Genomic DNA, 14,409 nt, shown 5'->3' on the forward strand with positions numbered 1-14,409 from the left:
TCAGTCGCTACAGATCTCCGGCATTGGGCCGGACGCGCCGAGCTTCGCGTAGCGGCGCTCGAATTCGCCGGCGAGATCGCCGAGCGTCACCGCTTTCAGCCGGGCGAGGATCAGCGCCTCGGCCTCCCGCAAGGTGTCGCCGACGGCATTGTTGACCGCCTGTTCGACCAGGCATTCCGGATGATCGGATGCAGGGCCGATGGCGAACAGCTCCGGCTCGCCGATCGCCTGGTAAACATCGAGCAGGGCGATCTCGGACAGTGGCTTGACCAGCGTCCAGCCACCATGATGCCCCTTCTCCGAGCGCACATATCCCTGATCCCTGAGCCCCGCCATGGTGCGGCGGACGACCACAGGATTGGTGCTCAGCATCCCGGCGATCATTTCGGATGTCACCGGTTTCTGATGCCGGTCCATGTGGATCAGCACATGCAGCATGCGGGACAGGCGGCTGTCACTTCTCATCATCATCCTCGTATGCGTCTACTACGCACTATCCCATGCCATTCGTAACAACACAAGTGACGTAAGACTTGACGACATCATTTCACGTAACTTATGTAGATGCGTGAAATGCAAGAAGGAGCGATATCATGCATTACGAAGCAATCGTCATCGGCGGCAATTTTGCCGGGCTCTCCGCCGCCATGCAGCTCGCCCGCGCCCGCCGCAGCATCCTGCTGATCGATGCCGGGCGTCCGCGCAATCGCTTCGCCGAGGCATCGCACGGGTTTCTGGGCCAGGACGGCGTGGCCCCGGCTGCGATCATGCTGGAGGGCAAGCGCCAGCTTTCGGCCTATCCGACGGTGAGCTTCGCCGAAGGGGAAGCGATCGCGGCCGAAAAGACCGGTGGCGAATTCAATGTGGCGCTGGCGGATGGACGGCAGTTCAGCGCCGACCGGTTGCTGCTGGCGACAGGCGTCAGGGATACGCTTCCGGATATTCCGGGGCTGGCCGAACGCTGGGGCCGCTCGGCGCTGCATTGCCCCTATTGCCACGGATACGAGGTGCGCGACCGTGCGCTCGGCGTGCTCGGCAGCCACCCCTTCTCGATCCACGCAGCGCTGCTGATCCCGGATTGGGGTCCGGCCACCTATTTCTCGCAGGGGCTCGTCGAGCCTGATCAGGAGCAGCTGGCGCAACTGGCGGCCCGTCAGGTTCGCGTCGAAAGCAGCCCGATCGTCGAATTCCTCGGCACCGCGCCGGATCTCGAGGCTGTCAGGCTTCAGGATGGCCGTGTCCTACCGCTCTCGGCGATCTTCGTCGCGCCCAAAGTATCGATGGCCACCCCGCTTGCCGAACAGCTCGGCTGCGAATTCGACGATGCGCCGCTTGGCCCTGTCATTCGTCTCGATGAGCGCAAGGAAACCACGGTGAAGGGCGTCTACGCCGCAGGCGACGCGACGAACCCGATGCACAACGCCACACTGGCCTCAGCCTCCGGCGTGCTTGCCGGCGTCCATTGCCACCAGTCGCTGGCGCTGGGTATGGCGCATTAGGGTAGAAACAGTACGTCGTACTGATCGATCCCGCCGGGCAGCTCGCGCACTTTCATCTGCTGCTCGCCCTCCTCGAAAAACACGAGGCAGTTCTCGTAGAAGGAAGCCAGGGTGGCGATGAAATCGCGGGTCTGTTCCGGGCCGTAGAAGAGCGGCGTGAACTCCATGTAGAGAGGCACGCGCCGCTTCATCAGCTCCGTCATCGAGCGGCAGGCAACGGGCTCGTATCCCTCGATATCCATCCAGACCAGACCGACGGCGCTCTGTTCGAGGCCGAGATCGCCAAGGATCGCCGCGACCGGGCGGACGGGAACGCTGATCCTGGTATCGGACGGGCTCTGCCTGATCGCGCTGCTCTTGCCGTGATTGGCGGCATTCATGAAGAAGTCGATCTCACCGACCGTCTCTCCTGCGGCGCAATTGACCGGTGTGACGATCCCGTCCAGCCGGTTCTGGCGGATATTCGTCTGCAGCAGCGGAAAGTTGCGCGGATCCGGCTCGACGCTGACGATGCGGGAATAGGCGCCGCTCAGCGCGAAATAGACGGTCTGCGTGCCGATATTGCCGCCGAGTTCCAGCAGCACGCTGTCTTTGCGCGACAGGCCGCGCTCCCGGAGCACGGCCAGTAGGCGATCGACATGATCACGCTCGAAATGCCCCTTCCGGAAGACCTTGCGGCCGATATAGTCGGATGGCGAAAAGGTCATGCGGTGGTCGCCGGCATCGACGGTCATCGTCAGCACCCGCGGTCCGATGCTTTCGATCAAAAGACGGCGGCCGAAGCGGGTATCGAAGAAGCGGGCAGCGGCGGCATTGCGCATCTTGCGGAGCCGCTTCATCCAGTATTTTTGCGTCAGCAGCGCATTGGCGGCCATCAGGCTTTTCCTTGCAGCGGCAGCGCCGCCTTGTCCTTGGGAATCACGAAGACCTTCAATGGCAGTGCCCGGCCGCGGACGTTGATCTCGTGACTCTCGATACCGGTCATATCGGCGCCGGCGCGCTCGGCAACCGGTTCGGAAACGACGATCGCCACGTCGAACTCCTTGGCGGCGTGCTCGAGGCGGCTGGCGACGTTGACGGTATCGCCGACGGCGGTCAGGCTGCGGACGCGGCCATAACCCATCGTGCCGACGACTGCCGGACCGGTGTGGATGCCGATAGCGATCTGCAGCGGGATCGACAGCTCCTCGGCCAGCTCATGGCCAAGCTTCTCGATCTCTTCGGCGATGGTCGCGGCCGCCTTCAGCGCCTGCCTGCAGCCCTCTTCCGGCGAGGTGTTGATGCCGAACAACGCCATGGCGCCGTCGCCGATGAACTTGTCGACACGGCCGCCGGCCTGCTCGACGGCCTTGCCGACCAGCGCGAAATAGCGGTTCAGCAAAAAGACGATATCGAAGGGAAGACGGGGCTCCGTCAGCGCCGTGAAATTGCGCATGTCGCAGAAGAGCACCGCGATATCCCGCTCGCGGCCGGGGCTCGTTTCCTGCGTGTTGGCAGGTAGAGTCGCCTCCGTTGCCGGGATCAGCAGCGGCACGACGGTCAGGTCATGGTTCGGCCGCAGCTGGCAGGCAAGCCGGACATCCGGGGCGGCATTGATCCGCCGGAGCGTCGTCTGTTCCATCTTGTCGGGTGGCGGCAGGCTCTCGTAGTCGCTGAGGATCTGCACGCGGCAAGTGGAACACTGCCCCTTGCCGCCGCAGACAGAGTAATGCGGCAAGCCGCCAAGACGGCTCGCCTCCAGCACGGTGAAGCCGCGCGGCACATGGATCGTCTCGCCAGCCGGGTAGTGGACAGCAATCTGATCGGTGGCTTCCTTCCATTTGCGCAGGCTGCGGGCGAGGACGACCGAGAGCAGCGCCAGCGAAAAGCTGCTGTAGAGACCGGCGCGGATCAAGGCGATCTGCCTTTGCGCTTCCGGGTCGGAATAGTAGCGGCGGTTCAGGTTCTGCAGATAGTGGCCGGTATCGACGAGACCCTCATAGGCAGGCTCGGCGATCGTCCGCCCCATTTCGGCGAAGCCGAGAAGGGCGAGCACCGGAAGCAGGATTGCCAAAGCCAGAAGCAGCGGCGAAAAAGCCTGATACCACGGACGATAGCGCAGCCAGAAATGCAGGCCGATGCATCCGTGGGTCCAGACGACGACGACCGCAAGCGCCTGGCGCACACCCGAACTCGGCGAATTGATCCACAACAGACTGACGATCGTTTCGTAGTTGTCGGAGTAGTGAAACAGCTCGTGGACGATGCGCGTGCCGATCACATGGTCCATGATGATCAGCGGTATGGCCAGGCCGAGGGCGATCTGCGCCAGCTCACCCTTCGGCATAACGAGGCTGCGCCGGATATAAAGCGAGCGCAGCGCCAGCGTCATGTGGGTGAGGATGGCGCCATAAAGAGCAACCGTCCCGACCGGGTTACGCCACAGCATCATGAACAGCCGGCGTCCATCTTCCGCGGCTCCGACCGAAATCAGCCCGAGCGCATGGTTCGACAGATGCAGCGTCACGAACAGGAACATTATCAGCCCGGCGCCCAGCCGGGCACGCCGGATGTTCCGCTCGGTGAAAATGCTTGTGTCTGCGACGGCGGCCATTCATTCCCGTTCTTGAAGATCGAATCTCTTATGCAATAGAGATGTTCGAAGAGAAGCGGAATGCCGCCTTCTTCAACTGCGATCACATTCTATATGTTTATCAGCAACTCTTAAGGAAGCGGACCATAGCGCAGAATTTCGCCGCGGGCTGGATTGGGAATTGGAAACGCTCTGTCTCGGCGAGCGCTTGCTGATGAAGATTGCTTTTTACGCGCCTTTGAAGTCTCCCGGCCATCCCGTTCCCTCCGGCGACCGGCTGATGGGCAGGCTTCTGATGCGCGCGCTCGGTCTGGCAGGCCATGAGGTCGAACTCGTCTCCAGCTTCCGGAATTTCGCCGCAACACCGGAGGCCGCAGCACTCCTGGAAGAGGGCCGCCAGAGCGAATTGCAGCGGCTGCGGACAGAGTTTGCTGCCGGCGCTAAGCCGGACCTCTGGTTTTGCTACCACCCCTATTACAAATCGCCGGATCCGTTCGGTCCCGTCCTTTGCGGTGAACTCGACATTCCCTATGTGACCGTCGAGGCATCCTATTCGCCGAAGCGTGATCAAGGCCCCTGGCAGCCGTCCCAGGTGCTGGTCGCCAGCGCTATCCGGCAGGCGGCGGTTAACATCGCGATGACGGCGCGGGACCGCGTCGGTGTCGAGCGGGCGATTCCCGAGGCACGCATGGCCTCGATCCAGCCATTCATCGATCCGGCGCTCTATGCGGAGCCCGGCACGGTTGCCGATCCAACGCGGTTGATCGCGGTCGCGATGATGCGCCCAGGCGACAAGATGCAAAGCTATGCGACGCTCGCGGCCGCCTTGCATCATATCCGCGATACGGCCTGGACGCTGGCGATCGCCGGTGACGGTCCTGAAAGGAATGCTGTCGAAGCGCTGTTTGCCGGTTTCGAGCCCGGACGCATCGAGTGGTGCGGTGAGCGCAGCCCGGAAGATATTGCTGCGCTGCTGAAGCAGTCTGCAATATATGTCTGGCCGGGTTGCGGTGAGGCCTATGGCCTGGCCTATCTGGAGGCGCAGGCCGCCGGACTTCCCGCCGTCGCGCAGGAGACCGCGGGTGTCCCCGCAGTGATCGGCAACGGCACGACCGGCGTATTGACATCTGATGGCGACGTGGCGGCCTATGCAGACGCGATCCGTGAGCTGCTGGAGCACCCGGAGAAACGGCGTAAGATGGGCGCCGAAGCCCGCCGGTTCATTCTCGAAGAGCGGTCGATCGCAACCGCGGCAGCAGCCCTCGACGATATCTTGAAGACCTATGCAGGAGTGAAGCGATGAGCGGCAATACGGCCTGGGAACCCCTTCGCGGCGAGTTGGCGCGGTGGACTGCCGCGGGTCGCACCGCGGTCTTCTGGTGGCGCGATGACGATGCGACCGAACCGACGGACGCGCTCGACAGACTGCTGGGCCTCTCCAATCGCTATGACGTCCCTCTGACGCTTGCCGTTGTGCCGGCGAAGACCGGACCGGCGCTGTCGCAGCGTCTGGCCAATGAGAAGCACGCCGCGGTGGCAGTTCACGGCTGGGCGCATCAAAATCACGCCCCGGCGGAGGAGAAGAAGCAGGAGCTTGGCAGCCATCGCCTGGCCGAGGCGGTGCTTGGCGAGCTCTATCACGGCTTCCTCAATCTGAAGCAGCTTCACGAGACGTCTTTCGTGCCGATGCTGGTGCCGCCGTGGAACCGGATCGACGATGCGCTGATCCCGAAGCTTTCCGCACTCGGCTTCGAGAGCCTTTCCATTTATGGACAAGCCGCGCCGGATCAGCCGATCGGCATCCTGAACACCCATGTCGATATCATGGATTGGCATGGTACCCGCGGCGGGCGGCCGGAAGAAGAGCTGATTGCAGAACTGGTCGCCGAGCTGCAGAACCGCTTCGAGGGCAGCGACGAGCCAATCGGTCTGCTGACGCACCATCTCGTCCATGACGCCGCAGCCTGGAATTTCTGCGATGCGCTGTTCAGGGAGACAGCCGGGATCAAGGCGATCGCCTGGACGCCCGCCGCCGCCTTGCTCAAAAGCTAGATGTCGATGACCTGATTGTCGCGGGCGGCAAAGGATGCCGGGAAAGCGGCCTGCGCCTCGCGCTCCATCTGGCCGAGCTGCTCGTCGGTACGCGACGGGGCGTGATGGAAAAGCGCGAATTGCTTTGTACCCGCCATCTTGGCAAGCTCGACACCGTGCTGCCAGGTCGAGTGACCGAAGCCCTTGAAGCGCTGCATCTCGTCTTCGTTATAGGTGCAGTCGTAGATCGCCAGATCGGCGTCCTTCATCATCTCCAGCGACACCGGATCGTAGGAACCTGGGATGTGCTCGATATCGAAGATCAGCGCAACGGAGCGGCCGCCCCACTCGATGCGGTAGCCGATGGCGCCGCCCGGATGGTTCAGCATGTAGGTCTTGATCTTGATGCCGTCGCGCGGCGACAGGACTTCGCCGGCGTGGAAATCGCGGAAATCCATCGTTGCTTGGCAGATGTCGGTCTTCACCGGAAACCAGGGCGGACTGATGAACTGGTTGACCATCTCCTTGGTGGTCATCTTTCCGTCCAGATGTCCTGACCAGATGTTCAGGTGGATCGACGGGTAATAGATGGCCTTGAAGAAGGGCAGACCGATGATGTGGTCATAGTGGCAGTGGCTGAAAAACAGATCGACGTCGCTGACGCTCTCGTTGAGCATCGCGAGCCCGGCTTCGCGCAGACCGGAGCCCGCGTCGAAAATCATACGGTGGGCGCCGCAACGGATTTCGATGCACGTGGTGTTGCCACCATAGTGATCGAACTCGGGTCCCGAAACCGGGATGCTGCCCCGGACGCCCCAAAACTTAACCTGAAATAGTTCTTTGCTCATTCTTTCGTCGATCGGACGTTCCCGTGGATGCGATCGTAACCACAAACTGATCTGGTTGCGAAGAGCACCATGCTACGGACATGCCGTTTCCTTACCAATCCGCCTACCGCTACAGGCAGAACAAGTAGATTTTCCTAAGCAAGCGGTTTTCGCCTTGGATTGCAACTGGATATGGTTTGTTTTCGGTAAACGGAAGCGGCTGGGCCTGCAAATGGCGAAGAACGGATCCGTGTTACCTGACATTAGATGGGTTCTAATGTCGCAAATTGCAAATTGGCGCCTAATGCGACCTTCATCTACACAGGACTGATCTCAGCGCTGGAAAGAATAAGCACCGCGCCAAGCACCCCGGCGATCACGCCTTGATGATGTGATCGCCAGCCAGGCCGAGGCGCGCGAATACATTGCGCGTATCGACGATCAGAGGCGCGCTCTTAGCCAGCACGCCGTAGTCAACCGCATCGTGATCGGTGGCGATAAGAACTACATCATAGTCTGCAAGCGTCTTGGCGCTGATCTCGACGGACTTACGGCCCTTCAGCGCCTGATATTCGCGAGTCGGCGGGATTTCGGCAACGAAGGGATCGCTGTAGTCGGCCTTGCCGCCGCGCTCCTCGATGATCTCGATCAGCCTGAGCGACGGGCTCTCACGAATATCGGCGACGTTCTTCTTGTAGGCGAGACCGATCACCAGCACCTTGCTGCGGCTAAGCGCCTTGCCGGCGCGGATGTCGAGTGCCTCGGCGAGCTTTCCGACGACATAGCGCGGCATTGCGGAATTGATCTCGCCCGCCAACTCGATGAAACGGGTCGGAAGCTCGTATTCGCGGGATTTCCAGGTCAGATAGAAGGGGTCGATCGGAATGCAGTGCCCGCCGAGACCGGGACCGGGATAGAACGGCATATAGCCGAACGGCTTGGTCTTGGCGGCGTCGATCACTTCCCAGACGTCGATACCCATGGCGGCGTAAACGGTCTTCAGTTCATTGACGAGCGCGATATTGACCGAGCGGAAGATGTTCTCCGTCAGCTTGACGGCTTCAGCGGTCGCATTCGACGAGACAGGGACGACTGTCGAGACGGCCGCCCCGTAGAAGCTCTTCATCAGCTCCAGCGCATCCGGCCCGTCACCCGCGACGACTTTGGGAATGGTCGCCGTGTTGTAATGCTGGTTGCCGGGGTCTTCGCGCTCCGGAGAAAAGCCGATGAAGAAATCGGCGCCCGACCTCAGACCGGTCTTTTCGAGGATTACTTTGACGACGTCGTCGGTTGTCCCCGGATAGGTGGTCGATTCCAGCACGACCAACTGGCCCGGCCGCAGGTGTTCGGCAATGGCGCGCGACGTCGCCTCGACATAGGAAAGATCCGGATCCCGGTGTTTAGTCAGCGGCGTCGGCACGCAGATGACGATGACATCGCAGGCTTTCAGCCCGGCAAAATCGGTGGTTGCGGAAAAGCGGTCTGCCTCGATCTCAGCGGCGAGAGCCACATCGGTCACCGCATCGATGTAGGATTTCCGCGCATCAAGCGCGACGATCTTCTTCGGATCGATGTCGAAACCGCTGACCGGAAAGCCGCTGCGGGCGATCGCCATGGCCAGCGGCAGGCCGACATAGCCAAGGCCGATGATGCCGGCGCGGGCGGTGCGATCGCTGATCTTTGCGGAAAGGGCGGCTGATGTCTGCGAGGTGGCCAAGACGGGGTCTCTTTTGACGAGGAAAGTCATGGGTGAGATAATGCAAGATCGCAATGATTTAAACCCGCCTTCTGCCTGACAGGATGGTGAAGCGGTCGTGATCGGCGTTGCCCGATACAAGCCGTAATCGCAACGCACCTCTTTTGCACTGTGGCCGAAAAGACTCGCTGGCCGCAGACATCGAAACCGGAGGCAGAAAATTATCCGGATACCATTGTTTCGGACCGGCCAAATGCCTATTTGAATAGGATGCCAAATGCCTATTTGAATAGGATAATGAACCACCAGAAAGGACACCCGTCCTCGCTCTTTTTGGGCTCTGACAGGTAGGTTTGCCGGGTCTTCGGCAGATCGTTGACACAATAATACCGCTCGTCCATCTTGACCCCCGCCCTGCGCGTGACCGCGCTGCAGGCAGGTTTTTCGTCGCTTTCAGGAACGGACGTGCTTGATGAGGATAATACCAAAAATGAGCACGATCGAATCCAGCGTGTCCTCCATTCTTCTGGACCGAGTCGCCGAATGGCTGACGAATTCTTCGCTGGCCGGGGATGATCTGGAGAATATCGTTCGCGGTTTCTGCGAGCGCATTGCCGCTGCCGGTCTGCCGATCGCCCGCGTTCACCTGACGTTTTCGATGCTGCATCCGCTTTATGACGCGCTGAGCTTCACCTGGCGGCGTTCGAGTGGCGTCACGATCGAGGGCTACCGGCATTCGGCCGGCGCCAAGCCTGACCGCTTCCTGCAGAGCCCCTATTACTACCTGCTCGACAACAACCTGCAGCATATCCGCCGCCGGATGAGCCAAGAAGGACCGGCGGAATTTCCGATCTTCGACGATCTCCGCAAGGAGAAGATCACCGACTATCTCGCCTTCGTGCAGCCTTTCGGCGATGGCTCGGTACAGGGCATGATGGGCTCGTGGTCGACTGATGCGCATTCCGGCTTTTCCGACGACATGATCGAGGCGCTGCTGCGCATGCAGAACCATCTGGCGGTCGCCGCCAAGATGGCGGTGCTCGGCAAGCTCGCCAACAATATGCTGACCACCTATCTCGGAGGCGATGCTGGCAAGCGGGTGCTGAACGGCCAGATTCGCCGCGGCGACGGCGAGACGATCCGTGCGGCGCTCGTCATGGGTGACATGCGCCAATCGACGATGTTCGCCGAAAAGGAAGGCCGCCAGGCCTATATCGATACGCTGAACGAGTTCTTCGACGCGATCGCTGCACCCTTTAACCGCAATGGCGGCGAGATCCTGAGCTTCCTCGGCGACGGCTTTCTCGCCGTCTATCCGTGCGGCCGCCACAAGGACCCCTCGAAAATTGCTGCACAGGCAGCACTATCGGCCGTCCATCAGGCACAGTCGCGTGTTGCCGAGCTCAACAATGAGCGCGCCGGAAAAAACATGAGCCCGGTGCGCTACGGCATCGGGTTGCATATTGGCAACGTCATGTTCGGCAATGTCGGGCTGAAGGACCGGTTGACGTTTTCGGCCTTCGGGTCGGCCGTCAACGAAGTCCAGCGCCTGCAGTCGCTGACCAAGAAGTACAATCGCGAGGTCGTCGCCAGCCAGGCCTTTGCCGGTTATTGCGGCGGCGAATGGACGACGCTCGGCGAGGAAAAGCTGCGCGGTATCCGCCAGAAGGTCACCGTGCTGCAGCCGCGCATCACGCCGCCGCCGCTCGCTGATGGCGGAACCTTCCAGGACGTCGCCCAGAATGGCCTGTCCGAAGCCGAACAGGTGATCCTGCTGCATCGTGACGCGAAGAAGCAGGAGAAGCGTCCGACGGTTGAAAGGTTCGTTCAGTAAGTGGCCTTCAAAGAGGCCGATTTTTGCTTGAATATCAGCGCTAAAGCGCCAAATTCTCCAGAGCTGTCATAAACTGGACACCCCGCTTACGGTAGGCTAGTGTGCCTTAACGGGAACAGAATAAGACTGGGGAATATCATTGGTATGGCGTCCGCGTCCGACTTGTTGCGTATCGAGAATCTCGACGTCTCATTCTCGGTTTTCGGGGACAAGCTGCGTGTCGTAAAAGACGCGGGATTGCGGATTCTTCCCGGTAAAGTCACCGCGCTTGTCGGTGAATCCGGCTCCGGAAAATCCGTCATCAGTCAATCGATCATGGGCATTCTGCCGACGCCGGCCAAGGCGACGGGCAAGATCCTGTTCACCGATCCCCTCGACGGCAAGACCACCGATATCCTGCAATATGGCCGCGACAGCGAACAGATGCGCGATCTGCGCGGCAAGCGCATGGCGACGATCTTTCAGGAGCCTATGACCTCGCTTTCACCGCTGCATACGGTCGGGAACCAGATCAGCGAGTCGCTGCTGATCCACACCGACGCCGACAAGAAGGAAGCGCGCGAGAAGACCGAGGAGATGCTTGGCCTTGTCGGCTTCGCCAATCCGAAGCGCACCTACGACATGTACCCGTTCGAGCTGTCTGGCGGCATGCGCCAGCGCGCGATGATCGCCATGGCGCTGATCTGCCGGCCGGCGCTGCTGATCGCCGACGAGCCGACGACGGCGCTCGACGTGACGATCCAGGCGCAGATCTTGGAACTCCTGCGCGATCTGCAGCACAAGCTCGGCATGGCGATGCTCTTGATCACCCATGATCTCGGCGTCGTCGCCAACATGGCCGACGAAGTGGTCGTCATCTATCATGGCGAGATCATGGAAGCCGGCCCGGTCAAGGAAATCTTCCGCAACCCACAGCATCCCTATCTGAAGGGCCTGATGGCCGCGGTCCCGCATTTCGACATGAAGCCCGGCGAACGGCTGAAGGCGCTGCGCGACGTGCCGGTCAATCTCGAATCGCTGATCGGCAAGAAGAAGTCGTCCGTCGATCACGACGCGCCGAAGGTGCTGCTGTCGGTCAACAATCTCTCGAAGACCTATGCGATACGCAAGCGTGGTCTTTTCGGCCAGGGCGAGAAATCCGTGCTGCGCGCCGTCGATGATGTCAGCTTCGACATCAGGCGCGGCGAGTGCCTGGGTCTGGTCGGCGAATCCGGCTGCGGCAAGACCACGGTCAGCAAGATCCTGATGCGGGCGATCACACCGGATAGCGGTTCGGTGATCTTCAACGACGGCAAGGAAGTCATCGACGTTCTGACCGTAAAGGGCGACGAGCTGCAGGAGCTGCGCACCAAGATCCAGATGGTGTTTCAGGATCCGGTCTCATCACTCTCGCCGCGCATGACGGTGCGCAATATTCTCAGCGAGCCGCTTGAAATTCACGACCGCGGCGACAGCGAGGAGCGCAAGCGCAAGGTCGAAGCGCTGATGGGCGCCATCGGTCTCGACCGCCGCTACCTCAGCCGCTATCCGCACAGCTTTTCCGGCGGCCAGCGCCAGCGCATCGGTATCGCCCGCGCGCTTGCGCTCGGTCCCAAGCTCGTCATTCTCGACGAGCCGGTTTCGGCGCTCGACGTCTCGGTTCAGGCGCAGATCCTCAATCTCTTGAAGGACCTGCAGAAGGAACTCGGGCTGACCTACCTGTTCATCTCGCATAATCTCGCAGTGGTGGACTATATGGCCGACCGCATCGCCGTCATGTGCAAGGGCCGCATCGTCGAGATCGCACCGCGCGAAATCATCCTGCGCGATCCGGTTCACCCCTATACCAAGTCGCTGCTGGCGGCCGTCCCCTTCCCCGATCTCGACCGGCCGCTCGATTTCGAAGCGCTGCGCAAAAATGGTGCTGCCGACAAGCAGAACTGGGGCCTGACCTTTACCGCCGAACATGACGACGCTTCCGAGCTTGCCTATGCCGATCTCGGCGAAGGCCATTTCGTGCGCGCCCGAAAAGGTGCCGACGTCAAGGAGCTGCGCGCATGGTAACGCGTCGCACCTTCCTCGGCGGCATGATCGGCGCAACGGTTGCGCCTACCCTTGTCCGCGCCGCCTCCGATGACCGCGACATCGAGCCGGAATTCCTGCGCGACCAGCTGCGAGCCGATGCCATTCCGCCCATGGCGCAGCGGCTGCCGAAGCATCCGCGCATCATCAACATGAAGGAAGCGGGCCTGGCGCCCGGCACCTATGGCGGCCAGGTCAAGACCATTATCGGCGGCCCGCGCGACGTCCGCTACATGACCGTCTATGGCTATTCGAGGCTGATCGGTTACGACAAGCACCTGCAATTCCAGCCGGACATTCTCGGCGGCTACACGACAGAAGACGACCGCATCTTCACTTTCCACCTTCGCGAAGATCACAAGTGGTCGGATGGCAAGCCATTCACGGTCGATGACTTCCGCTACTGGTGGGAGGATGTCATCCTCAACAAGGAAGCGACCCCGGGTGGCGGTGCATTGGAGCTGCGTCCGCACGGCGACCTGCCGAAGTTCGAGGTGCTCGACGACCTCATCGTCCGCTACACCTGGGAAAAGCCGAACCCAAGCTTCCTGCCGGCACTCGCCGGTCCTCTGCCGCTCGTCATCTTCGGGCCGGCGCACTACCTGAAACAGTTCCACAAGAAGTATCAGGACGATTTCCGCCTTTCGGCGCTGATGAAGGAAAACCGGGTCAAGAAGTGGGCCGACCTGCACATCAAGATGTCGCGCGCCTCGCGTCCCGAGAACCCTGATCTGCCGACGCTCGACCCCTGGAAGGTCATGACCAAGCCGCCGGCCGATCAGTTCATCTTCGACCGCAACGCCTTTTTTCACCGTGTCGATGAGAACGGCGTGCAGCTGCCCTATATCGACCGCTTCATCCTGAATGTCAGCTCCTCGTCGATCATCGCCGCCAAGGCGGGTGCGGGCGAATCCGACCTGCAGGCAACCGGCATCGATTTCAACGACTATACCTTCCTGAAGGAGGCCGAGCAGCGCTTCCCGGTCAAGGTCAATCTCTGGAAGCAGGCCCGCGGCTCGCGTGTTGCGCTGCTGCCGAACCTCAATTGCGCCGATGAGGTCTGGCGCAAGCTGTTCCGCGACGTTCGCTTCCGCCGGGCGCTGTCGCTGGCGATCGACCGCCACGAGATCAATATGGTGGCGTTTTATGGGCTTGGCACGCCGAGCGCCGATACCGTTCTGCCCGACAGCCCGCTCTTCAAGCAGGAATATGCCGACGCCTTCATCCAGCATGATGTCGATCAGGCAAACAAGCTGCTCGACGAACTCGGCCTGACCAATCGCGACGAAGAGGATATCCGCCTTCTGCCGGACGGGCGGCGTGCCGAGATCACCGTCGAGACGCCCGGCGAAAGCACGCTCGACACCGATGTGCTGGAACTCGTGCGCGATCACTTCCGCACGATCGGCATCGCGCTCTACACCCGTACCTCGCAGCGTGACATCTTCAGAAGCCGCGCGATGAGCGGCTCGATCATGATGGCGATCTGGTTCGGCATCGAGAACGGCGTGCCGACCGCCGACATGGCGCCGGTACAGCTTGCACCGACCGTAGACGATCAGTTGCAATGGCCGATCTGGGGCATGTACTACCTCTCGGCCGGCCAGGAAGGCAGTGCGCCTGATATCCCCGAGGTCGTGCAGCTCGTTGATCTACTGAACCAGTGGGGAGCGACCGCCGACTTCAAGAAACGGGAGGAGATTTGGCACGAGATGCTGGCGCTCTATACCCAGCAGGTCTTCTCGATCGGCCTGATCAACGGTGCGCTGCAGCCGATCCTGATCTCGAAGAAGATGCAGAACGTTCCGGAACGGGCGCTCTACGGCTTCGACCCGACCTCCTTCCTCGGCATCTACATGCCTGACGCATTCTGGCTGAAGGAGGCGTGA

Annotated in this window: 11 protein-coding genes; 6 read left to right on the forward strand and 5 right to left on the reverse strand. The window is 61.2% G+C overall.

What is annotated here, in order from left to right; genetic code table 11:
• On the reverse strand, positions 1–465 hold the full coding sequence (locus tag AB4Z25_RS22430) for an Rrf2 family transcriptional regulator (RefSeq protein WP_442209340.1): 465 nt from the start codon (positions 463–465) through the stop codon (positions 1–3).
• A gap of 128 nt (positions 466–593) precedes the next feature.
• On the opposite strand from AB4Z25_RS22430, the gene AB4Z25_RS22435 reads away from it, so the two are divergent.
• Entirely contained in the window at positions 594–1,499 is a 906-nt protein-coding gene (locus tag AB4Z25_RS22435) for an NAD(P)/FAD-dependent oxidoreductase (protein WP_442209109.1), read from the forward strand.
• On the opposite strand, the gene AB4Z25_RS22440 is transcribed toward AB4Z25_RS22435, so the two are convergent.
• Together AB4Z25_RS22440 and AB4Z25_RS22445 are read right to left on the reverse strand one after the other, a co-directional pair.
• Positions 1,496–2,374, reverse strand: coding sequence for an FkbM family methyltransferase (locus AB4Z25_RS22440; protein ID WP_442209111.1), 879 nt, complete (start codon positions 2,372–2,374; stop codon positions 1,496–1,498). The two genes, AB4Z25_RS22435 and AB4Z25_RS22440, sit on opposite strands and share 4 nt — an antisense overlap.
• Entirely contained in the window at positions 2,374–4,092 is a 1,719-nt protein-coding gene (locus AB4Z25_RS22445) for an adenylate/guanylate cyclase domain-containing protein (RefSeq protein ID WP_442209112.1), read from the reverse strand. Before AB4Z25_RS22445 ends, AB4Z25_RS22440 begins: the two co-directional genes overlap by 1 nt.
• A gap of 193 nt (positions 4,093–4,285) precedes the next feature.
• On the opposite strand from AB4Z25_RS22445, the gene AB4Z25_RS22450 reads away from it, so the two are divergent.
• Together AB4Z25_RS22450 and AB4Z25_RS22455 are read left to right on the forward strand one after the other, a co-directional pair.
• A complete protein-coding gene (locus AB4Z25_RS22450; protein WP_442209113.1) occupies positions 4,286–5,374 on the forward strand; it encodes a glycosyltransferase family 4 protein in 1,089 nt (362 codons plus the stop codon).
• Positions 5,371–6,123 carry a polysaccharide deacetylase family protein gene (locus tag AB4Z25_RS22455; protein ID WP_442209114.1) on the forward strand — a complete coding sequence of 251 codons (753 nt, stop codon included), beginning with the start codon at positions 5,371–5,373 and terminating at the stop codon, positions 6,121–6,123. The genes AB4Z25_RS22450 and AB4Z25_RS22455 overlap by 4 nt, the downstream gene beginning before the upstream one ends.
• Here AB4Z25_RS22455 and AB4Z25_RS22460 read toward each other — a convergent pair.
• Positions 6,120–6,950, reverse strand: a complete 831-nt coding sequence (locus AB4Z25_RS22460; protein WP_442209115.1) for an MBL fold metallo-hydrolase — start codon at positions 6,948–6,950, stop codon at positions 6,120–6,122. The genes AB4Z25_RS22455 and AB4Z25_RS22460 overlap by 4 nt on opposite strands.
• 355 nt (positions 6,951–7,305) lie before the next feature.
• Positions 7,306–8,676 carry a nucleotide sugar dehydrogenase gene (locus AB4Z25_RS22465; protein ID WP_112516535.1) on the reverse strand — a complete coding sequence of 457 codons (1,371 nt, stop codon included), beginning with the start codon at positions 8,674–8,676 and terminating at the stop codon, positions 7,306–7,308.
• Between the two features lie 439 nt (positions 8,677–9,115).
• Between AB4Z25_RS22465 and AB4Z25_RS22470 the strand changes: the two genes are divergently transcribed.
• The 3 genes from AB4Z25_RS22470 (at position 9,116) to AB4Z25_RS22480 (ending at position 14,409) form a co-directional block, all read left to right on the forward strand.
• Positions 9,116–10,459: an adenylate/guanylate cyclase domain-containing protein gene (locus AB4Z25_RS22470; RefSeq protein ID WP_442209116.1), complete on the forward strand. Its 1,344-nt coding sequence runs from the start codon at positions 9,116–9,118 to the stop codon at positions 10,457–10,459.
• Positions 10,460–10,603: 144 nt separating this feature from the next.
• Positions 10,604–12,502 carry an ABC transporter ATP-binding protein gene (locus AB4Z25_RS22475; protein WP_442209117.1) on the forward strand — a complete coding sequence of 633 codons (1,899 nt, stop codon included), beginning with the start codon at positions 10,604–10,606 and terminating at the stop codon, positions 12,500–12,502.
• Positions 12,496–14,409 (forward strand): ABC transporter substrate-binding protein, encoded by a 1,914-nt coding sequence (locus tag AB4Z25_RS22480; protein ID WP_442209119.1) that lies wholly within the window; start codon positions 12,496–12,498, stop codon positions 14,407–14,409. Before AB4Z25_RS22475 ends, AB4Z25_RS22480 begins: the two co-directional genes overlap by 7 nt.

This window comes from Rhizobium sp. RAF36 (assembly GCF_052114105.1).
GTDB lineage: Bacteria > Pseudomonadota > Alphaproteobacteria > Rhizobiales > Rhizobiaceae > Rhizobium.

Bases quoted from the DNA above. Each gene is read 5' to 3' on its own strand.
- AB4Z25_RS22480 (WP_442209119.1), top strand. From the start codon at position 12,496: ATGGTAACGCGTCGCACCTTCCTCGGCGGCATGATCGGCGCAACGGTT.
- AB4Z25_RS22465 (WP_112516535.1), bottom strand. From the start codon at position 8,676: ATGACTTTCCTCGTCAAAAGAGACCCCGTCTTGGCCACCTCGCAGACA.
- AB4Z25_RS22475 (WP_442209117.1), top strand. From the start codon at position 10,604: ATGGCGTCCGCGTCCGACTTGTTGCGTATCGAGAATCTCGACGTCTCA.
- AB4Z25_RS22455 (WP_442209114.1), top strand. From the start codon at position 5,371: ATGAGCGGCAATACGGCCTGGGAACCCCTTCGCGGCGAGTTGGCGCGG.
- AB4Z25_RS22440 (WP_442209111.1), bottom strand. From the start codon at position 2,374: ATGGCCGCCAATGCGCTGCTGACGCAAAAATACTGGATGAAGCGGCTC.
- AB4Z25_RS22435 (WP_442209109.1), top strand. From the start codon at position 594: ATGCATTACGAAGCAATCGTCATCGGCGGCAATTTTGCCGGGCTCTCC.
- AB4Z25_RS22450 (WP_442209113.1), top strand. From the start codon at position 4,286: ATGAAGATTGCTTTTTACGCGCCTTTGAAGTCTCCCGGCCATCCCGTT.
- AB4Z25_RS22470 (WP_442209116.1), top strand. From the start codon at position 9,116: ATGAGCACGATCGAATCCAGCGTGTCCTCCATTCTTCTGGACCGAGTC.
- AB4Z25_RS22430 (WP_442209340.1), bottom strand. From the start codon at position 465: ATGAGAAGTGACAGCCGCCTGTCCCGCATGCTGCATGTGCTGATCCAC.
- AB4Z25_RS22445 (WP_442209112.1), bottom strand. From the start codon at position 4,092: ATGGCCGCCGTCGCAGACACAAGCATTTTCACCGAGCGGAACATCCGG.
- AB4Z25_RS22460 (WP_442209115.1), bottom strand. From the start codon at position 6,950: ATGAGCAAAGAACTATTTCAGGTTAAGTTTTGGGGCGTCCGGGGCAGC.